This window comes from Photobacterium sp. DNB22_13_2 (assembly GCF_052873915.1).
In genome coordinates this window covers 1-21,286 of record NZ_JBNNXU010000023.1, presented here as the reverse complement: position 1 = coordinate 21,286, position 21,286 = coordinate 1, and the positions used below count along the sequence as shown (strand labels likewise).

The 21,286-nt window shown below is 51.8% G+C and carries 17 protein-coding genes and 1 tRNA gene; 6 read left to right on the top strand and 12 right to left on the bottom strand.

Features of this window, described 5'->3' with window-relative positions; genetic code table 11:
• Positions 1-18: 18 nt before the first annotated feature.
• Entirely contained in the window at positions 19-138 is a 120-nt protein-coding gene (gene lptM / locus ACVA58_RS23575) for an LPS translocon maturation chaperone LptM (protein ID WP_255041592.1), read from the bottom strand.
• 78 nt (positions 139-216) lie between these two features.
• Between lptM and cyaY the strand changes: the two genes are divergently transcribed.
• Positions 217-528 carry an iron donor protein CyaY gene (gene cyaY / locus ACVA58_RS23570; RefSeq protein ID WP_446512735.1) on the top strand — a complete coding sequence of 104 codons (312 nt, stop codon included), beginning with the start codon at positions 217-219 and terminating at the stop codon, positions 526-528.
• A gap of 61 nt (positions 529-589) precedes the next feature.
• On the opposite strand, the gene ACVA58_RS23565 is transcribed toward cyaY, so the two are convergent.
• The gene (locus tag ACVA58_RS23565) at positions 590-3,148 is read right to left on the bottom strand and encodes a class I adenylate cyclase (protein WP_446512734.1); all 2,559 of its coding nucleotides are present in this window, start codon (positions 3,146-3,148) and stop codon (positions 590-592) included.
• 411 nt (positions 3,149-3,559) lie between these two features.
• Between ACVA58_RS23565 and hemC the strand changes: the two genes are divergently transcribed.
• From hemC to ACVA58_RS23545, 4 genes are read left to right on the top strand one after another with little or no spacing between them, the layout of a single operon-like run.
• The gene (gene hemC, locus ACVA58_RS23560; RefSeq protein ID WP_446512733.1) at positions 3,560-4,492 is read left to right on the top strand and encodes a hydroxymethylbilane synthase; all 933 of its coding nucleotides are present in this window, start codon (positions 3,560-3,562) and stop codon (positions 4,490-4,492) included.
• Positions 4,492-5,259, top strand: a complete 768-nt coding sequence (locus tag ACVA58_RS23555; RefSeq protein WP_446512732.1) for a uroporphyrinogen-III synthase — start codon at positions 4,492-4,494, stop codon at positions 5,257-5,259. The genes hemC and ACVA58_RS23555 overlap by 1 nt, the downstream gene beginning before the upstream one ends.
• Complete coding sequence (gene hemX / locus ACVA58_RS23550) at positions 5,252-6,487, top strand: uroporphyrinogen-III C-methyltransferase (RefSeq protein WP_446512731.1); 1,236 nt, start codon at positions 5,252-5,254, stop codon at positions 6,485-6,487. The genes ACVA58_RS23555 and hemX overlap by 8 nt, the downstream gene beginning before the upstream one ends.
• Entirely contained in the window at positions 6,484-7,671 is a 1,188-nt protein-coding gene (locus tag ACVA58_RS23545) for a heme biosynthesis HemY N-terminal domain-containing protein (protein WP_446512730.1), read from the top strand. The genes hemX and ACVA58_RS23545 overlap by 4 nt, the downstream gene beginning before the upstream one ends.
• A gap of 364 nt (positions 7,672-8,035) precedes the next feature.
• Here the strand turns inward: ACVA58_RS23545 and ACVA58_RS23540 are convergent, their stop codons facing one another.
• The 3 genes from ACVA58_RS23540 to ACVA58_RS23530 form a co-directional block, all read right to left on the bottom strand.
• The gene (locus ACVA58_RS23540; RefSeq protein WP_446512729.1) at positions 8,036-8,518 is read right to left on the bottom strand and encodes a hypothetical protein; all 483 of its coding nucleotides are present in this window, start codon (positions 8,516-8,518) and stop codon (positions 8,036-8,038) included.
• Positions 8,519-8,599: 81 nt separating this feature from the next.
• Positions 8,600-9,370 (bottom strand): class I SAM-dependent methyltransferase, encoded by a 771-nt coding sequence (locus ACVA58_RS23535; RefSeq protein WP_446512728.1) that lies wholly within the window; start codon positions 9,368-9,370, stop codon positions 8,600-8,602.
• A gap of 60 nt (positions 9,371-9,430) precedes the next feature.
• The gene (locus ACVA58_RS23530; RefSeq protein ID WP_446512727.1) at positions 9,431-12,562 is read right to left on the bottom strand and encodes an ABC transporter substrate binding protein; all 3,132 of its coding nucleotides are present in this window, start codon (positions 12,560-12,562) and stop codon (positions 9,431-9,433) included.
• 137 nt (positions 12,563-12,699) lie between these two features.
• On the opposite strand from ACVA58_RS23530, the gene asnC reads away from it, so the two are divergent.
• Positions 12,700-13,161 carry a transcriptional regulator AsnC gene (asnC, locus tag ACVA58_RS23525; RefSeq protein WP_446512726.1) on the top strand — a complete coding sequence of 154 codons (462 nt, stop codon included), beginning with the start codon at positions 12,700-12,702 and terminating at the stop codon, positions 13,159-13,161.
• Between the two features lie 101 nt (positions 13,162-13,262).
• Here asnC and hemB read toward each other — a convergent pair whose 3' ends face one another.
• The 7 genes from hemB to ACVA58_RS23490 all read right to left on the bottom strand — a co-directional run bounded on the left by hemB (position 13,263) and on the right by ACVA58_RS23490 (position 21,202).
• Positions 13,263-14,312 carry a porphobilinogen synthase gene (gene hemB, locus ACVA58_RS23520; protein ID WP_446512725.1) on the bottom strand — a complete coding sequence of 350 codons (1,050 nt, stop codon included), beginning with the start codon at positions 14,310-14,312 and terminating at the stop codon, positions 13,263-13,265.
• Positions 14,313-14,360: 48 nt separating this feature from the next.
• Positions 14,361-15,158, bottom strand: coding sequence for a 3'-5' ssDNA/RNA exonuclease TatD (gene tatD, locus ACVA58_RS23515; protein WP_446512724.1), 798 nt, complete (start codon positions 15,156-15,158; stop codon positions 14,361-14,363).
• 64 nt (positions 15,159-15,222) lie between these two features.
• Positions 15,223-16,164, bottom strand: coding sequence for an ABC transporter permease (locus ACVA58_RS23510; protein WP_446512723.1), 942 nt, complete (start codon positions 16,162-16,164; stop codon positions 15,223-15,225).
• A 3-nt stretch (positions 16,165-16,167) separates the two neighbouring features.
• Positions 16,168-17,145 (bottom strand): ABC transporter permease, encoded by a 978-nt coding sequence (locus ACVA58_RS23505; protein WP_446512722.1) that lies wholly within the window; start codon positions 17,143-17,145, stop codon positions 16,168-16,170.
• A gap of 89 nt (positions 17,146-17,234) precedes the next feature.
• Positions 17,235-18,791, bottom strand: a complete 1,557-nt coding sequence (locus ACVA58_RS23500; RefSeq protein ID WP_446512721.1) for an ABC transporter substrate-binding protein — start codon at positions 18,789-18,791, stop codon at positions 17,235-17,237.
• A gap of 89 nt (positions 18,792-18,880) precedes the next feature.
• Entirely contained in the window at positions 18,881-20,599 is a 1,719-nt protein-coding gene (locus ACVA58_RS23495) for an ABC transporter ATP-binding protein (protein WP_446512720.1), read from the bottom strand.
• Positions 20,600-21,126: 527 nt separating this feature from the next.
• A tRNA-His gene (locus ACVA58_RS23490) sits at positions 21,127-21,202 on the bottom strand.
• Between the last annotated feature and the right edge of the window lie 84 nt (positions 21,203-21,286).

Here is a 21,286-nt window from a genome sequence, read left to right as displayed (position 1 = left end):
CTTCCCTGTCTGAACCGTTTATTGATCGTTCTGTTGCTGCTGCTCGCTGTCGTCAGGCATGTACAGTGCCCCACTCTGACCACAACCGGTGAGGGCCAATACGCCCAACACCAAAATTGCTAATAAACCTTTACGCATTTTTGAAAGCCAGTGATTATCATTTCATTGCCCTCTATAATCGCACCCACACTAGGAAAAGCAATAGGACGATCGGGGATGAATGATACAGAATTTCATAAGTTAGCAGATGACGTGCTGATGAGCATCGAAGAAGGCATCGACGAATCCGGTGCCGACATCGAATACGAGACCACTGGCAACGTATTGACGCTGGAATTTGAAAACCGCAGCCAAATTGTGATTAACCGCCAAGAGCCGTTGCATGAAATCTGGCTGGCGTCAAAATCAGGCGGCTATCACTTCAAATACAAGGATGGCGAGTGGCACTGTACCCGTAGTGGTAACGAGCTGATCGCCCTGGTCAAACAGGAATGCTCACTGCACGCAGGTGAAGCTGTCGATTGGTAAGCCTCATCATAGACCAGCCCAAACAAAAAAGCGGAAGCCTAGGCTTCCGCTTTGTTTTTCTCTAGCGTGTCAGATTAGCATTCATCAGCGGCTGAGGTGTTACCACCGGTCGTCGCGACGGCTGCTGACCACTCTTGTACGGCAGTACCTGCGGCGCGCCATTCTCGCTATGGACAATGTCGTAAAACTGCGGCAGATTGAAATTGATAAAATTAGCGCTGTAGCTAAAGCGATCATGAGCCGAGGTGTAAAAACGGTTCACCCCATGCACCATTTCATCCTTGTCACCGCTACACTGACGATAAACCTCAATGCGGTTGGACTCATCCAGAATATAGATATTGAAGCCTGAATCACAATCTTCGAAGAAGAACTGGATCAAACCTTCGCTGGCATAGGCATCAACAATTTCCGGCGGATGTGGCTCGTCGGTCTTGCCCATCACCAAGTTAGCCGAGCCAAGCAACTTGTTGGTCGAGATACAGCTGTAGAAGTCGACAGAGTTCTCCAACTTCTGTACCGACACGCCGCGACGCTCGAAGAACAGACCGTGGGTCTGGCGGGCAATACGGATCGCTTTGAAACGACGACGTTTTTCCTGTTCAACCGGTTTAAGGCGCATCTCGATACACTCGGCCACCAGCTGGTACACCAAATTGCGGATCAAGCCACGCATGTGCTTGCTGTAACAAAATACGTCCACTGATTCCGGCGGCAACGCATCTTGGTGCATCTTGCCCAGCACAGTCTTCAATGCATCCAGCATGGCACTGTCACCGGTGAAGTTCAGGGTACGCACTTCGTTCCACGAGTTGCGGTACACCAAATCAACACTGCCCACCAAGCACATTTGATCCGGGCCATAGCTGAAGATATCGGTATTCTTGAAATCAAATTTGACCGAACGATTGCGCAGCCTGGTCGTAGGATCGTTCTCCAGATTGACAAACAAGCCAAGCTGGCGAATTTCACACGGGCTCGACAGCGCCTGCAAACTCGGCTGCGGACGACGGATCGGAAAGGTATTACGAATATCGCTGACCAACTGGTAAAGCTTGTCGATATCAACCGCTGAGTCACGTACTACATTGTGCAGGCAGGTCGATTCAGTCAACAGTCCATTAAAATAGGCCCACGCCACCAGCTTGCTGAGGTAGCGGTTATGCTCCAACGCCGGGCGGCCCATGATAGCCACCGGGTCGAGCGACTGCTTGTAGAGATACCATCCAGCGGTATTGGTTCGGCCGGCCGGGACCTGGATCAGGCTCAAATCCTGCTCGTGCAGATCCGGGGACAACTGCGGATTGAGCAAGGTCACCTTGCCCGGCAGCACCTCGAATGCCGCATACAGCTTACGGGCCAGAATACTAATATCTTCTGGGCTGATCGCCGAGGTAATGTTATTACGGCGGGCAAAACGGATCAGGTTACGGTAGCTGAGCATCAAGGCATCGAGCAGCTCGTTGTGCGCGCTCTTAACCTGCTCGACCTTCCAGTCGCGGCGACGATCGAGCTCTACAAGTACCTCTTGTGGCCACTGCCATTCGTCGGTCAGCTCCTGCAACACCTTACGGCGCCAAGGTACCGAACCAGACGCTGGCTCACGAGTCAGCTTTTCATGGGTCTTGAGATAAAAACAACGACGAACCAGATCCAGACGACGGTGATCATTGATACGCTCAAGGTAGCGAGTCACCTTCTCCAGCATCAAGTAATAGGCATCCATGCAGAACTCGGTACGGTCAATGGCGAAGAAACGCCGTTTACCGTCAACACTAAGCAGTTGGGTATATGGATATTCCCAAGAATAGGCTTCAAGCAGGATAGCTTTCAGTACTGATTTGTACGGCGAGTCGATACTTTTGTAGAGTTGCCACAAGCTGGAGCCAAAATATTCCTCGGCTGGAATGCGTGATACGCCACCAAAATCAATCCATTCATCACGATGGATATACCCGCCATTTTCGAGATAGCAGATGTAGTCATCGTAACACTCCTCCATTTCCGGCGGCACCATGAACCATAGCAGACGCTGGCCAGCCAGGTTGACAGCTGAACGGTAAAACTCATCAAGCAGCAATAAATGCTGGCTTGAACCACAGTTTTCACCGGTCATCTGCTCAGAGAAGTTTTCACGGAAGCGATTTTCGTCGATCAGGAAGAAGTTTGCCTCAACCCCTTGAGCCATGGCCCATTCGGAGATCACCGCACACTTGGCATCGAGAGCCTGACGGTTTTCAGCGGGCATGTCGGTCCGGATACAGACCCAAATATCGAGATCGCTGGTTAGGCTCTGCCCCAAAGAGGCCGTACTGCCCATAGCATAGAGCCCCTGGATAGGGTGGATATCATTTGCAGGAGGAAAAATCGGAGTAGCACATGCCAAGCCACAGTCATCGATCAACTGTTGCTGCTGCTTGGTGGCAGTAAATGACGCAATCCCCACCGGTACTTCCTGATCAAGATAGCCAGGTACCGCCGGGTGATTATAGTGAAGTAGGACAGGCAACAGGTTGAAAACCTGTACAGACTGCGGAGTCATGGCAGCACGCGCCCGCTCGAGTCTTAGCTCATTGAGCTGATCCAATCTACCTTTAAGCGTTTCAATATAGTTCTGCAAATTACTCTTCCAAGAGCTACCAGCTTAAGAGCGGCCCAAATCTTGTCATTAAAGCGGTTGAGATGGCTCGAACCAGGAGTAAAAACGTGATCAATCTAACAGTTTTTGTATTAACCGTAAAGATAGTGCCGTTTTATGACAGGTTATGAATGGACTGAAATGTTGCCAGCGGACCTTTCCATAGTCGCCTTCCCTCAAACTAGTACAAGTTCACCAAACCGCCACTTTGCGATCGGTTATCTGTATACCGCCGAGAACATATGTGACCAATATCACATTAATTGCAGTTTATAGCAAGACAATATTGCCCCAACGCACTCGCAGCCACACATCAATTACCATCCCCGCCCAGTAGTGGTAGGATTAGAAGCAATAATGATAGTGCCCAATTACATATATGGACCCGATCCTATGACCGATACCCCAATCCGTATTGCCACGCGCAAGAGTCCACTCGCAATGTGGCAAGCCGAATTTGTCAAAGCTGCTTTGGAGCAAGCCCACCCCGGCCTGCAAGTCGAACTGGTTCCTATGGTCACCAAAGGCGATATTATTCTCGATACACCGCTGGCAAAAGTGGGTGGCAAAGGGCTATTTGTCAAAGAACTCGAAGTTGCGATGCTAGAGGGCCGTGCCGATATTGCCGTGCACTCGATGAAAGACGTCCCGGTAGAGTTCCCTGAAGGATTGGGCCTCGTCACCATCTGTGAGCGTGAAGATCCACGTGATGCGTTTGTCTCCAACCACTATGATAATCTAGCGCAACTGCCTGCCGGTGCCGTAGTAGGGACATCAAGTCTGCGTCGCCAATGCCAGTTGCGTGCCCAGCGTCCTGATCTGGTAGTTAAAGATCTGCGCGGCAACGTCAACACCCGCCTGCGCAAAATGGATGACGGCGAATATGATGCCATCATCCTTGCCTGTGCCGGCCTCATGCGCCTTAAAATGGAAGACCGTATCCGTGACGCTATCGCCCCGGAAACCAGCCTACCGGCAGTAGGCCAAGGCGCTGTTGGTATTGAATGTCGCCTTGACGACGAGCGTGTACGCAAACTACTGGGCGCATTGAACCACCAAGATACGGAAACCCGTGTATTGTGCGAACGCGCCATGAACAACCGTCTACAAGGCGGATGCCAAGTGCCAATCGGTAGCTATTCGGTACTGGAAGGCGATCAGATCTGGCTCCGCGCCTTGGTCGGCGAGCCTGATGGTAGCCAGATTGTCCGCGGCGAAGTCCGTGGCCATCGCGATGACGCTGAAAAGTTGGGTCTAGAGCTGGCCGACCAGCTGCTGGCTGATGGCGCTAAGACTATCCTCGACGAGCTTTACGGCAACGCCTAATGACCATACTGATCACCCGCCCGGCACCGGAATGCCACCAGCTAACACAGCAGCTGACCGCCGCGGGGATCAGCGCTATTGCCCAGCCCCTGCTGGAAATTCAGCCGGGGCAGCACCTTCAAGACCTACCTAACACTCTCTCACACCTAAAAAGTGGCGATTTCCTGATTGCCGTCAGTGTTCACGCAGCCAACCTAGCGCACAATTACATGATGTCGGTAGGTGCCAGTTGGCCAAAAAACGTGCATTATATAGCGGTCGGCCAGAAAACCGCCGCAGCGCTGCAAGACTATACAGGACAAGCCGTCCTGACCCCGTCTGAGCGTTGTGACAGTGAGGGACTGTTGGCCTTGCCAGTATTGTCTGATGTAGCTGAGCGACAAGTGCTCATTCTGCGCGGCAATGGTGGGCGCGAATTGATTTACCAGCGCCTTTGCCAAGGTGGGGCCGATGTCTCCTATTGCGAGACATACCAGCGCCGCTGGTTACCGCTTGATGGCCCGGCTCTGAGCCGGAATTGGCAGCAGGCCAACGTTGACACCCTGGTAGTCACCAGCGGTGAGCAACTTGACCAACTGGTCAAGCTTATACCAGACAGCGCTATGGCTTGGTTTCTTAACTGCCAGCTATTCGTACCAAGCCAGCGAATCGCCGATCAAGCTCTCGAGCTTGGTTTTCGTTTAATTTCCAATGTGGGAAGTGCGGCCAATGGCCCGCTGTTCACGACCCTAAGCAAAATAGGCACAATGGGAAAATCGGATGACTGATAAAAAAACCAATAATGAAAACCCTGCAGATAAACAACAATCCGCAGCAAATAATACCAATAAGCAAGGACAAGCCAGTGCCAAGGCACAAGCGCCAAAACCAGCAGCTGAGAAAAAGCCGACCCCTGAAAAGCAGGTAAAAGCAGAGCAGTCCGCACAACCGGCCGCCACAGCACCTGCTAGTCAACCGAGCGAAAAACAGGGTGGCAGCAAAACCGGTGCGATTGCTATCGCCTTGGTTATTGCTCTCGGTGCCGGTCTTTACTACCATGGCCACCAGCAGACCCAAACCCAAAACAGCCAAATGGCAGCCCTGCAGCAAGAAATTTCCCAGCTTCAGTCACAGCTCCAGTCATCTCTAAAGACCTCCCAGCAAGAAACCCTGAGCCAGGTCAACTCCAGTCTGCAGCGCACAGAAACATCGATTGAGCAGCAGGAAAAGTCGATTACCGGCTTGCAAATGGCCCTGTCGGAAATGAAAGGCCGCCGTCCAAACGACTGGCTGCTTGCTGAGGCCGACTACTTGGTCAAGATGGCGGGCCGCAAACTGTGGCTGGAACATGACACCGCCAGTGCCACTATTTTGCTTGAATCGGCCGATCACCGTATCGCTGAGCTTAACGATCCAAGCCTAACTCCTATCCGACAGGCGATGCATACCGATATCACAGCATTGAAAGCGGTCGCCCGTGTTGACCGTGATGGCTTGGTATTGCGTCTGACCAGCCTCCAGGAAGAAGTTGGCAAGCTACCATTGGCCAACGCTATCCTTCCAGAAGCCGAAGTTGTCGAGACTGCCGAAGTATCGACCTCCGTCGACGATTGGAAGACAAATATGATGACCTCACTGAAAAATTTCAGTGATCACTTCATCACTTACCGCCAGCGTGACGGCAGTGTTATCCCGCTACTGACACCGAAGCAAGACTTCTACCTGCAAGAAAACATCAAGTCCAAACTGGAAACCGCAATCAAGTCGGTATACCGCGAGCAGGGCGAGCTGTACACCACTTCACTGGCGATGGCCAAAGACTGGGCTGAGCAGTTCTATAATATGGACGATCCTGCGGTTCAGAGCTTCATCACCACATTAGAAGCACTCGGCCAAGAAAATATCGAAGCCGACTACCCGAGCAAGCTACAGTCGCAAGCGCTGATCACCGATACCATCAGCGATCGTCTACGCCAGCAGGTGAAACCGCTTAGCACAGAGGAGAACCCTGCATGATCAAACTGCTATTGCTGGTCGCCGCACTGATTGCAGGCATCGTTGTCGGCCCAATGCTGGCCGGAAACCAAGGTTATGTGCTGATCTCTGCGGCCAACCAAACCGTGGAGATGAGCCTGACGACACTGATTATCCTGGTGGTCGTGCTGTTCGGTGCTTTTTTCCTGCTGGAGAATATCCTCAAGCGCCTGTTCTCTCTGGGTAGCTCGACCCGCGGCTGGTTCTCGGGCCGCAAAACCCGCAAAGCCCGCCTACAGACATCTGAAGGCCTGACCAAGGTGATCGAAGGTGACTGGAAACAGGCTGAGAAACTAGTGGTCAAGTCAGCCAAGCACAGCGATGCACCACTGCTGAACTACTTGGCAGCGGCCGAAGCGGCACAAGGCCAAGGCGATGCCAGCCAGCGTGACGAATACCTGAGACTGGCTGCCGAGGTTGATGGCCAGAGCCTGGCTGTTGCCCTGACCCGGGCCAAGCTTCAATTCCGCCAGCAGCAATTTGAGCAGGCTGTTGCTACTCTGCAAGATATCAAGCACGACCATAACCGTAACCCCGTGCTACTGACCCTATTGAAAGACTGCTACGTCCGTCTGGAAGACTGGAAACCTTTGCTGGCACTGCTTCCTCAACTAGAGAAAGCCGGTGTAGTAGATACTGAAGAGGCAGCCAAGCTCGAAGCGAAAGCCGAGTGCGGCATCATGCACCACATCGCCAAGCAACAAGGCAGTGAAGGCCTGATGGGTCACTGGAATAGTTTGAGCCGCAAGGCCAAGCAACGTCCAGATCTCGTGGCGTGTTTCGTCAAACTAATGAGTCAATACAACGCCGACAGTGAAGCCTATACTGTGTTGCGTGATGCACTGAAAAAGAACAATGACGAGTCGTTGATCAACCTTATCCCGGCTCTAAAACTGGCCGACAGCCACCCAGCAATTGTTCGCCTGCAGGACTTGCTCCGCTATGACAGTAGCAACCCGAGCACCCATAGTGCACTGGGTCAATTGTTCATGCGTGAAGGCAAGCTGGAAGAAGCCAAAGAGCATTTCGAGAAAGCCATCGCTCTGCGCAGCGATGTCGCTGACTACGGCTACTTGGTTGAAGTGATGGAGCAGCTTGATGACAAACAAGGCGCTGCCGAATTGTCACGACAAGCCCTGACTCTGGCGCTACCTGCCAAAAATTAACAAAACCACAACATAACATTTGGTAATTAAAAAGCACCCGGAAGGGTGCTTTTTTATACTTAAAAGCAATGGATTATGTGTCCTACAACGAATAATTGTTTCTATTTGTTAACAGGCGTTTCAACCTATAACCATCCCATTGCTAGCATTTTGTAAACAGGTTTCAATAGGGACTTACGTTGCTCAACAGATGGATACTTAACTATGGATATGCTTCCAGCGTTAATCGTTTCTGGCATCATTGTTTCTGTGATCACCTGCCTGATGACAGCAGTACTGATCAAAGAATCATAATTGCCCAGAACAAAAAAACCTCCGCCAGGAGGTTTTTTTATGTCCGTCGACGACTCTTCAATCGTTAAGCCTAAGCTTGAGCCTTCTCCATAGCCTGGTGGTAGCGGCGGGTCGCCTTGATGGCCTTCTTCAATTGCTTGTTCTGCTTCTTTGCCAGTTTCTTCAGTTTTTTAAGCTGCTTGGCTTTCTTCTTTTCCACTTTACGGCTCGCAGTCACTGCTGGGTGCGAGGCAATAACCGGCGCTGGTGTATCCAGCTCAGAAGCCAAAACAGGAGCCGAGGAAGAAGCCCGCGATAAGGGGGACACATTGGTCAGCTCGGAAACCGCCGCTGTCTCAACCGCCACCGCTTCGACCGCCGCCAAACTCGGCTTGATCACATGAGCCATCTCTGTCGGACGCTTCAGGGCACTAGGCTTACACAGGTAGCCTTTTTCCGAGGCCACACGGGCACAGCTACTGCACATATAATTCGCCGTACTGACCATTCGGCTAATCGTGGAAAACTGGGCCGCAATCTCAACACGGCGATATTTACATAACGACTTTGCCATTCCCTCATCTCCGGCAGCCCGGCCACTATCAGGCCGGAGTAACTATTCTCATTACAATATACCGCCGCAAACCGCCAACGGCTACTTCATTGCTGCTTTCACATACACATCGAAGCGGTTTTTCTTGGTTTCAATGGCTGTCGCAGGCTTTTGCCCTGCCAAAAATTCGGCATAATCCGGCCGCTTGACAACTACCCGCTTGGTGGCCAGAGCCAGTGCCGGGGCCAGTAAACCATCAGCATCAAGGTCGGCTCCTACCAAGGTCTGGAACACCCGCATTTCCTTTTTCACCAACGCCGATTTCTTCTTGTGTGGGTACATCGGATCAAGATACACCACATCCGGGGCCACAAAATCCGGATCTGCAGCCAGAAGCTCCAGCGCGTTATGGCTCGAGGCATGCAGCAATGTCATCCGCTCGCTGATCCAGCCACCGATTTCGCTATCCGCTTTGGCGCGAGCCAAACCGTCGTCCAGCAACGCAGCCACTACCGGGTGGCGCTCGACCATCTGTACCTTGCAGCCGAGCGAGGCCAAGACAAACGCGTCGCGTCCCAGTCCGGCCGTGCCGTCAACCACGGTTGGTGTTACGCCCCCTTTGAGACCCACAGCCTTGGCAATCGCCTGACCCCGGCCACCACCGAATTTACGCCGGTGTGCCACGGCGCCACTAGCCAAGTCGACATATACCGCGCCCAACTTGGCCTCGTCAAGCTTGCGAAGCTCCAACCGCTCGGCTGTCAGTACCAATGCAAACACGCTGTCTGGGTCATGGGATAACCCCCAGCGTTCAGCCAGTAGATCAAGTTCATGTTGACGTTCAGGGGACTCAGAAATTAAGGCTAGTTGCACACACATACTCCGGTAAATACAGCACCTGCCAGCCAAGCACAGCAGGCATTAAGTCGCGGATTATAACACCTCTTCACGCTGGCTCAATTGAGCAACCAGTTTAGGCAGCGGCTGTGGACGGCCAAACAAATAGCCCTGAGCATAATCCACTCCCAATTCTCCAAGCTTGGCAAGGATCGTCTCGTTCTCGACAAATTCAGCCACCGTCTGCTTGCCCATCTTCTTGGCCAGCTCATTAATCGCCTTCACCATGGCAAAATCGACTTCGTCGTCAGCGATATCACGGACAAACATACCGTCGATCTTGATAATATCGACCGGCATTTTTTTCAGATAGCCGAACGACGATAGTCCCGAGCCAAAATCATCTAGCGAGATCCTGCACCCCAGCTCCTTGAGCAAGGTAAACGAACGAATCGCCTCGCTCATATTGCCAATTGCCGCCGTTTCGGTAATTTCCAAGCACAGCTTCTGCGCCGGCAGGGAAGATTGGCGTATCTTGTCCTGCAGGAAATGGACAAAATCACGATCACCGATAGACTGCCCCGAAAGGTTAATCGCACACATATCCAATGCCGCGACCGCGCTCGGGTTTAACTCCAGCCAATCAATTGCCGCATTTACCACATATCGATCAATGCGATGGGCAAGGTTGTAACGCTCGGCGGCCGGCATAAATAATCCCGGGGATATCATCTCACCGTCATCATTACGGATCCTAACAAGGATTTCATAGTGATGCCCCTTACTGTTAGAGCTCAGTGGCGAGATTTGCTGGGCATAGAGATCCAAACGCCGTTCGGACAACGCTCGGCGGATCAGGTTGACACACTCCATTTCCAGCTCACGCCGACGCAACTCCTCGTCATCAGGGTGGTAGACATGCAGCCGGTTACGCCCTTCATCTTTGGCTGCATAACACGCCGTATCGGCCTGGGCATGGACCTGCTGTGTCGAGCCTGCGGTCTCATCTATCATCCGCAGGCCAATCGAGGCGCTGAAGCTAAAACGTGCGGTCTGCCAGTAGAACTCACTCTCTTCGAGCAGCTGCAAAATCTCACGACCAAAGGCTACCGCATCAACCAACTGACAATCGGTCAAGATCACCGCAAACTCATCACCACCAAGGCGAGATAATACCGCCTGCGACGGGGTGATATCCTTGAGCATCATCGCAACCTGCTTGAGGGCCTCATCACCGGCTTCGTGGCCGGCAGTATCATTGATGATTTTAAATTGGTCCAAATCAATATACAGCATAGCATGCTGGGCATGGTGTTCACGGGCCTCTGCCAGTGCCTGCTCCAACGATTGTTCAAAGTGGTTGCGGTTATACAGGTCGGTCAAATAATCATGGCAAGCCTGATAAGCCAGCTGCTCTTCTAGCTCACGGGTTGAGGTAATGTCTTCTCCCACCACCAGCAGTTGGCGGTTCTGCGCCTGGCGTATCGTTTCTCGGATCCATACCGTTCGGCCATCGGCACAGCAATAGCGTAGCTTACGCCGCCACACCCGCTGACCAGCACTATCCAATGCCGAACTAATGTAGCGTTGCGGTTCGGGCTCGCTGCCCTCATAGAAGACGGCGACCTTATGGCCAAGCAAATCTCGCTTGCTATAGCCCAATAGATCGGCGGCAAACTGGTTGACTGACTGGATACGGGACTGCCGGTCCACCGTCAGCAGCATCACCGGTTGCTGTTCATAGAGCAGGCGGTAGCTGGCCTCACGTTCACGCAGCTTTTCCTCCATCTGGTGACGGGCCGTCACATCGCGGGCTTCAAGCAACAGCTGGACTTCACCGCTCTCCCCGGCTGGCATCCGCTTGATCACAACATCCAGCATCCGACTGCCATCTTCATGGCTCTGGATATCGATTTCCAGCCGCACCGGCTGGCTGCATGCCTGGGTCACAGCTCGGCTTAACTTCAAAGCAGCCTCGGGACTCCAGCAAAACCAACGCCACAGCGGCCGGTCATACTTGACCACCGAGCGCCCGACCAGTTCATGCAAAGCCAAATTACCCGATACCAACATTCCCGCCTTATCGTAAATGCCGATAAACTGGAAGCTCTGATCAAAGACCCCTTCGAACAGTGCCCGGCTTTGCTGCAGCCGCTGCTCACCTTTGCGTAACCGGCGGATCACCATCACCAGCAAAGCGATAACCCCCCCCATCACACTAAGAGCAACGGTTAGCACGCGGATTTCGTTCTGGTAGCGGTGGAACCAGCTTTGCGGCTGATTGATAATCAGAGTTTCGTTGTTATCGATTTCCAACCCCCAGCGCGCCACCTCGGGGTAGTTAAAGATCTCCTTACCGGTGCTGCGAATAAACGTAGGGAAACGTGTCACTTTTCCATCCAGCAGCTTCACTAACATTTTGCCTATCTGGCGACCTTTGTCGTATCCGCTCAGCATCACCCCACCGACTACCCCATGGTTAAGCATATATTTATAGGAGGCATACACTGGCGCAGCGGCTCTGGCAGTGAGCTGTTCAAGAAACTCGTCGCTGTTTACATATTGGCCGTGGCTGTTCTGGAAATAGCTCAAAAAAAGAATCGCCGAGCGGGATGGCAGTGTTTCAGTTTCTGCCAGAACCGACTCAATGTTGCCGTCCTGGATCCTAATCACCTCTAGGTTAAGAAAGTTAACCGCCAGAAATTCAGTGACCCCTTTCCACAGCGCCCGACCAGTAACCGTATTGTCAGCAAGAACATACATAGTCCGCAAATCAGGCTGTACCGACAGTGCCAGATTAATATTGGCTGCGGCATCGGTTTGGTCAAGGATCCCGATAACATTCTTCAGTCTCTTGTGTTTATGGGGGTGGTAGTCATTGATGCCGGCCAAAATAACCGGTGTTTCGCCTACCTCATCCGATAACTGGTTGATCAACCACAGCGCATTGTCATCAGTGGCGACAATGGCCCTGTAGTTCTCCCGCTTCAGCTTGGTGCGGTAAATATCCAATAACTCATTGAGGTACGCCGGTGACTGATAGCGCTTACTGTCCATATAGTTAACATGAAGCGAAACCCCCTGCGTACTCGCGACCGACTCTAACCCAGCCTGGATACCATCCGTCCAGCGCATTCCCTTGTGGTAGGAATGGATCACCAAGGTGTCGTAGGCCGACGCCTTGAGCGGTAACCAGCTGAGAAGAAACAAAAGAACAATCAAGCGCATAAGGGTCAGGGGTCCTGTCTATCAATTGCAGGGCCAGAAACAGGCCAAACGATTATTTTTTAATATAATTTAGCGACATAGCGTGGCGACAGTATAAGATATGAACAAGCACGTATAAACCAAGGATTGCTTCCACCATGACCAGCCAGATTCGAATTGATGATCTCGACCGGGAAATTCTCAATACCCTGATGAACGATGCCCGTACTCCCTATGCCGAAATGGCCAAGCGATTCAACGTTAGCCCGGCGACTGTCCATGTCCGGGTCGAGAAAATGCGTGCAGCTGAAATCATCACCGGCACCGAAGTGATCATCAACCCCAAACTGCTCGGCTACGACGTGTGCTGTTTTATTGGTATTAACCTCAATGCAGCACGGGACTACCACTCGGCACTGACCAAGCTCAATGAGCTCGATGAGGTAGTCGAGGCCTATTACACCACCGGGGCGTATAACATATTCGTCAAGTTGATGTGCAAATCGATAGAGGAGTTGCAGTACGTGCTGATTGACAAGCTGCAGGCTATCGACGAAGTCCAGTCAACCGAGACCCTGATCTCGCTGCAAAATCCAATCAACCGCAACGTCCACCCCTAACTATCTGCCATTACTCAGCGCTAACAAAAAGGGCCTGCACAATAGTACAGGCCCTCGCTATCGCAGCAGGTAAGTAAAGACTTACCTGCGCTTCTCTCAGATTATTCGCTTAGGTTATCAAGCTCAGTCTGGCGGGCAGCGGCATCTTCTGCCAGCCACTCGGCAACTGATTTAGCAAAGTAGGTAAGGACACCGTCGGCACCCGCACGCTTGAAACACAGCAAGGATTCCATCACGGTCTCGCGCTCTTTGAGCCAACCGTTCTGGATAGCAGCCATGTGCATCGCGTACTCACCAGAAACCTGATAGGCAAAGGTCGGTACCTGCAGTTCAGTTTTCACCCGACGCACCACATCCAGATATGGCATACCCGGCTTGACCATCACCATGTCAGCGCCTTCGTTGACGTCCATGGCCACTTCATGCAGTGCTTCGTCGCTGTTGGCCGGATCCATTTGATAGGTTTTCTTGTCACCACCTTTCAGGTTACCTGACGAGCCGACCGCATCACGGAACGGGCCGTAGTAGTTAGACGCATACTTGGCAGAATAAGCCATGATTTGAGTATGAACATAACCGGCTTCTTCCAGCGCTTCGCGGATTGCACCGATACGGCCATCCATCATGTCCGACGGGGCGACAACGTCAGCCCCCGCTTCGGCATGAGACAAGGCCTGCTTGATCAGCACTTCGGTGGTGACATCATTGATCACATAGCCGTCTTCATCGATGATGCCGTCCTGACCGTGGATGGTGAACGGGTCGAGGGCAACATCGGTGATCACGCCCATCTGTGGCACATGCTCTTTAAGCAGACGGACTGCTCGCTGGACCAGACCTTCCGGGTTAAAAGCTTCCGCAGCGCAGGTTGACTTAAAGTCCTGAGATACCACCGGGAACAAGGCAATCGCAGGGACACCCAACGTAGCCAGGTACTCCGCCTCCTGAAGCATCAGGTCAATAGACAGACGCTCGATCCCCGGCATGGAATCGACAGTTTCACGACGGTTCTTACCCATCAGGATAAACATCGGGTAAATCAGGTCATTCACAGAAATCTGATTTTCGGCCATTAAACGGCGGCTAAAGTCATGCTTGCGCATGCGACGCATACGGCGTGCCGGAAACGCGCCCTGGATAGATACAGACACTGCATACTCCTTTTTGGGTTAAATCGCTTTACTTGGATCATACCACCCTCACTTGGTGGCTGTTGATCCGATATTGAAAAATGCCTGAGTGGTAACATACGCATTGGCCATCACCTGCTCAGCTTGCTGACCGCGACACTCAGCAATCACTGTCGCGATGTGGGGCAGGAACTTAGGTTCATTGCGGCTCGATTTCGGCTTGGGCCGGTAATCCCGCGGCAGCAGGTAAGGGCAATCAGTCTCCACCATCAAACGGTTATCTGGGATATCACTGACAATCTCACGCAACTCGGTGCCGCGGCGCTCATCACAAACCCAACCGGTGATCCCGATGTGTAAGTCCAGCGCCAAGCAGTCCCGAAGATCCTCTCGGGTACCGGTGAAACAATGCAATACTGCTGCCGGTAACTTATCGCGCCACGGCTTAAGAATCGCCATAAAGCGCTCATGGGCATCACGGCAGTGCATGAAAACCGGCATATTCAGCTCAGCGGCCAATGCCAACTGGGCCTCGAATACGGCTTCCTGCTGCGGTCTTGGAGAGAAATCCCGGTTGAAGTCGAGTCCACATTCACCGATGGCCACCACTTCAGGGTGAGCAGCTAGTTCGCGGATCTCGGTCAGCGCCAAGTCTTGGACACTTTTGGCATCATGGGGATGCACACCGGCAGTGCTATAGGTATAGCCCGGCCACTGGCGGGCCATTGCCACCGCCTGTCGGCTTTCTTCGATACTGGTACCAGTAAGAACAAGGCCGTGGACACCCGCTGTTTGGGCGCGCTCCACGACCTCGTGGCGGTCTTTATCAAACCGGCTGTTAGTCAGGTTGACCCCGATATCAATCATCGTTGTTCCCACTTTATTTTCTAAGCAATGGGAACAACTTAATGAATATCGCTACGTTTTGCTATTACCCTTTGTAAATTTTCGGGTTAAAGACATCACGTAACCAGTCACCCAACAGGTTGATCACCAGTACCAAGGTGATCAAAACCAACCCAGGGAAGGCCGTGATCCACCAGGAGCCTGAGAAGATATAATTGAAGCCAATACTGATCAGCGAGCCCAACGACGGTTGGTCGACCGGTAAGCCAAGGCCGAGGAAGGAAAGAGCGGCCTCTGACATGATGGCATTGGCAACCTGTACGGTTGAGATAACCAAAATCGGTGATAAGCAATTAGGCAGAATATGGCGGAACATGATCCGTGGCGACTTAAAGCCCATCACTTTTGCTGCCTCAACGTATTCTTTCTTCTTCTCGGCCAGTACCGAAGCACGCACTGTCCTTGCATACTGTGGCCATTCGGCAATACCGATAATCACCACCAGCATCACCACCGCATACTGGGCAAATAGCTCAGCCCCCAGCGCTGTGCGGAAGATTGCCGAGACGATAATAGCGACCATCATGGTCGAGAACGACAGCTGGACATCGGCAAATCGCATCAGGAAGCTATCAACCCGGCCACCGAAGTAACCGGCACTCAAACCGATCACCACCCCGAGTACCAGTTGCAGGCCAACAGCCAACAAGCCAATAGTCAGCGACAGGCGGGAACCATAGAGGATGGTAGAGAAAATATCTCGTCCCTGATCGTCGGTGCCTAGCAAGAACCGGCTGTCACCTTCTTCCATCCAGGAAGGAGGCAGCTCTGAGTCCATAATATCAATGGACGATAAATCATAAGGGTTGGTCGGGGCAATGACCGGTGCCATCAATGCCGACACAGCAAAGACCATAAACACCGCAAAGCTGAACATCGCCACTTTGTCCTTGCGGAAATAATAAAGAAAATCTGACTGCTTGAAACGCTCCCATCGGCTTGGGGCAGCGGCGGTTGTACTACTCATAACTTACTCTCCCTTGCCAGTCAGGTTCACAGTCGGGTTTACCAGGCCATACAGCAGGTCAACAATGGTATTGGTGACGACAAAAATAAGGCCAACGAAAATCACATAGGCGGTGATTAACGGGGTATCGACCCGGTTAATCGCTTCAAGGAATAGAAGCCCTGTCCCTGGCCATTGGAAGACTGTTTCCGTCAAGATGGTGTAGGCGACCATGGTCCCGATTTGTACCCCGCCCACGGTCAGCACCGGCAGCATGGTATTTTTCAGCGCATGCTGGTAATAAATTTTGTTCATCGCCAAGCCCTTGGCCTTGGCAAACTTGATGTATTCTGAGCTCAAGACCTCCAGCATTTCAGATCGCACCAAGCGGATAAACAACGGCAGCATAATCGATGCCAGTGCGACACACGGCAACACCAAGTGGCGCAGGCCATCAAGGCTAAAGTATCCCGACTCCCAGCCGAGGGCGTTGACCGTCTCACCCCGCCCATAGGACGGTAACCAGCCGAGCTCTATCGAAAACACATACATCAACATGATTGCGGTCAGAAAGACCGGTATCGAAATCCCGATACTACTGAAAGCCATTACGGCCTTGGTAAAGAAGCTGTTGGGGTGGATTGCCGAATAGACCCCAAGCGGTATCGACACCACTATAATGATCAGGGTTGCCCCAAATACCAGCTCCAGGGTTGCCACCAGCTTATCGAGGATCACCTCTGCCGCTGGTCGCTTGAAGAAATAGGAAGTGCCCAAGTCACCTTGCAGTGCATCGCCGACAAAACGGCTGTACTTAGTAATAAACGGATCGTTGAGACCCAACTCGTCGCGAAGTTGTTGACGTTCAGCTTCTGATACAGACTGTCCCACCAGCTCACGCAGTGGGTCGCCAAGGTTATCCTGAATGGCAAATGCCACCAGACTGATCACAAACATCACTATCAGTGCCTGATACAGGCGCTTGACCAGAAACGTAAACATTCCCTGCCCCTTTTTTCATCCATAAAAATCAACACCGGCTCTAACGCCGGTGTTGGTAAGCCTACTGATCACCCAGCAGGCCGTTGCAGTTACTCTTCAACGACCAGATCACCGAAGTACGGGAAGTTCATCGCGTTGACGATAGGCTTGATATTCAGCTTGCTGCTTGCGCCCCAGGCCAGATTCTGCCAGTGCAGAGGAACAAAGGCTGCATCATCGTAAAGGGTCGCTTCAACTTGCTGTAGCATTTGAGCACGCTTGGCCGGATCAGTTTCGATGTTCGATGCATCTACCAACTTATCGACTTCTGCATTCGAGTAATAACCACAGTTGTACTGACCCTTACCCGTATCCTCATTGCGAGTCATGGTCAAGAACTCAGAGAAGTTCGCCGAATCTTCAGTATCTGAATGCCAGCCAATCATCATCATATCTGCCGCACAGACATCGAACTCAGGCCAGTACTGCGCTTTCGGCAAAGTCTTAAGGTCGACCTTAATACCGATCTTCGACAGCATTGCAGCAGCAGCCTGTGCCACCTTAGCATCGTTCACATAGCGGTTATTCGGCGCCATCATGGTCAGACGGAAGCCATCTTCATAGCCCGCTTCTTTCATCAATTCCTTGGCTTTCTTCACATCGAAACGCGGTACTAGCTTTTCATCGTAGCCAGCATAACCTTCAGGGCCCTGCTGACCAGCCGTCGTTGCGAAGCCTCGCATGATTCGCTTAACAATGCCGTCATTGTTAATTGCATGAACAATCGCCTGACGCACACGTACATCTTTCAGGGCTTCATTCGAGTTCTGATTCATCTGAAAAGTAATCAGTCGAGTACCTGAAAGGGTCACCAAATCCACATCTTTCGCACCTTCGACGCGTTTGTGGTCGTTCGGTGCAACCGGTGCAATCATATCCACGCCACCTGAAAGCAACGCAGCAACACGGGTTGCGTCTTCTTTAATCGGTACCAGCGTTAGCTTATCGACGTTACCTTTTGATTCCTTGTCCCAGTAATCAGCAAAACGAACGAAATCAACCTTCACACCCTGCTCACGCGCTGACACGATGAAAGGGCCGGTTCCCGACACATTGGTCGACGCAAAAGAGCTACCGTGCTTAACCAACTCAGCTTTATCTTTACCGCCTTCGGTTTGGCCAGTGTAAAACTTGCTGTCCATTGGGAAAATGTAGGTTGCTGTCTGCAGTACCAACGGGTATGAACCTTTAGAAATCAGCTCAACCGTATAGTCATCGACTTTCTTCAACTCGGTGTACGGTTCGAAGATAGCCTTGAAATCGGGTGAGGACTTCAAACGATTGAAAGTCCATACCACATCATCAGCCGTCATCTCGTTGCCAGAGTGGAACTTTACGCCTTTACGCAAGCTAAATTGGAACGTCTTGTCATCAACACGCTTCCAGCTCTCGGCCAAGCGAGGTTCAAAGTCAAAGTCTTGGGTATAACGTACCAATGGGTCAAAGACCATATGAGACATCTGCAGCGTACCGCCAGATAACTGCTCATGTGGATCAAGCGATACCGGGTCAGCATCATAGGCGACTTTGATATCGGCAGCGGCGGCACTAAAGCTCAGGCCGGCAGCCATTAGGGCAACGGCCAACTTGGTCTTGATGGTTTTCATTGCATAGCTCCTTTATGCGGGGAGGTAACTCCCTTGTTGTGTTTGCTTTTGTTGTGTCCAGTGCCGCTGCAAGCAGCGGCATCAAATGGTTACGCTAACTTCAGCCCTTCATGGCTCATGCCCTTGAACTCGGGCATCAACGAGATAAGCTGACGACTGTACTCATGCTGCGGCGCAGTGAACAACTGCTCAGTCGGGGCGACTTCAAGCAAGGTGCCCTTCTGCATCACACCGATGCGATCACACATCTGGCGGATCACCGGGAGATCATGGCTGATAAACAGCATGGTCAAGTTCAGTTCGTCCTGGAGGTCTTTGAGTAGGTTAAGGATCTGCGCCTGAACCGAGACATCTAATGCCGACGTCGGTTCGTCACAAATCAATAGGCGGGGACGGGTAGCCAATGCCCTAGCAATCGAAATCCTCTGGCGCTGACCACCAGAAAACTCGTGCGGGTACTTCATACCAGACGCACTACCCAACCCTACGTGGTCGAGCAGATCATTGACGATTTGACGCGTCTGGCTTTCACTCTCGGTCAGTTTGTGGAAACGAATAGGTTCGGCGATGATATCGGCAACCTTCATCCTCGGATTCATCGAGGTATAGGGATTCTGGAACACCATCTGCATCTGGCGACGCAGCGGACGGCGTTCAGCCTCACTTTTCAGAGCGGTCAAATCAACCCCTTCAAAGGTAATTTTACCGGAGTTAGGCGGATACAACCCCGTGATTGCTCGGGCTATCGTCGACTTACCGGATCCCGATTCACCCACCAAGCCGAACGTCTCACCCTCAAAGATTTCAAAACTGACATCGTTATTCGCCTGTACGTATTCACGACGACTTTCGAAGAATGAATCCTTGGTAACAAAGCGCAGGTTAACATTCTCAACCTGCAGCAAGGCGCCGGTATAACTACGTTGATCTTCACTCTGTCCCAGCCAATGGTTTTTCACATCAAGCTGGCTCATATCCTGAGCTTCTTCGATATAGCTCACCTGCGGGAAACGCTTGAGCTTGATATCCGAACGCGGTACAGCCGAAATCAGGCTTTGGGTATACGGATGATTCGGGCGGCACAACACCTGCTCCGTTTTACCGATTTCCACCAAGTCACCGCGATACATCACTGCGACCCTATCGGTTACATTGGAAACAACGCCCATATCATGGGTTACCAACATACAGCCGACGTTTTTCTTTCTACATAATTCACGAATCAGGTTGAGGATCTGGTCCTGAATCGACACATCCAACGCCGTCGTTGGCTCATCGGCGATGATTAAGTCGGGCTCGCCAGCCAAAGCAATCGCAATCACTACTCGCTGACGCATACCGCCCGAGAACTGATGCGGATACTGCTTGATACGTAACTCTGGCTGTGGGATCCCAACTTGCTCCATCAAGTTGATGGCCCGCTTGACGGCTTCGCTCTGGCTCACCTTCAAATTGGTCACAATCGTCTCGGTCAGCTGCTGCTCAACCGTAAACAGTGGATTAAGCGAGGTCATCGGGTCCTGAAAGATAAAACCGATCTTCGAGCCACGCACCGAGCGCATCTGCTCCGGTTTCAACCCCGAGATAATCTCACCATCGAGGTAAACATCTCCACTCGCAACTCGTCCTGGCGGGCTAAGCAAATCGATGACTGCATTGCCCACGGTCGACTTACCGGCGCCGGACTCACCGACCACACCCACAATCTCCCCTCGTTCAATTGAAAACGAGAGCGACTTCACTGCCGCATGAACCCCATGTCGTGATGGGTATTCGATACGCAGGTTTTTCACTTCCAATAAAGCCATTACCAGACCCCAACTGCTTGGCAGTGTTCTGCCCTGTCTGAAAAATTGAATCCCTTCTTTCAGCATAATTTGCTGAATTTATGTTCAGGACATAATCTGTCAAATATTTCACAAAAAATCAACAACGCACAAGTAAAAACCAGCAAAACGAATAAAAAAAGAATAAATAATCACATAAAATGAAAGAAGAATAAGAAAACAGGAGCAAAAACAGATATAACCCCTGCGCATAACACTGACATCTAGCAGTGAAAGCCACTGCAATTACAGTTATATGATATAGCTAACACTTTTTAGTTTTGCATAAATATACAAACACCCCAACAGGGCAGTTAACAAAACCGAAACATATGCCGGCTTATTACTGAATTTATGAATCTATATATGGAATAAACCTTACAAGGCAGGAGGGTAAGCTGTAACAAAACATTATTAGCAGAAGATCACACTATTGCAGAAGACGGAAAGGTCGAAGGTAAGCCGTAAACGAAAAAAGCCCCGTCATTTCTGACGAGGCTTTCTAAAAATGGGGTGGCTAACGGGATTTGAACCCGCGACAACCGGAATCACAATCCGGGACTCTACCAACTGAGCTATAGCCACCACTGTAAGTGGTCGGTGAAGAGGGATTCGAACCCCCGACCCTCTGGTCCCAAACCAGATGCGCTACCAAGCTGCGCTATTCAC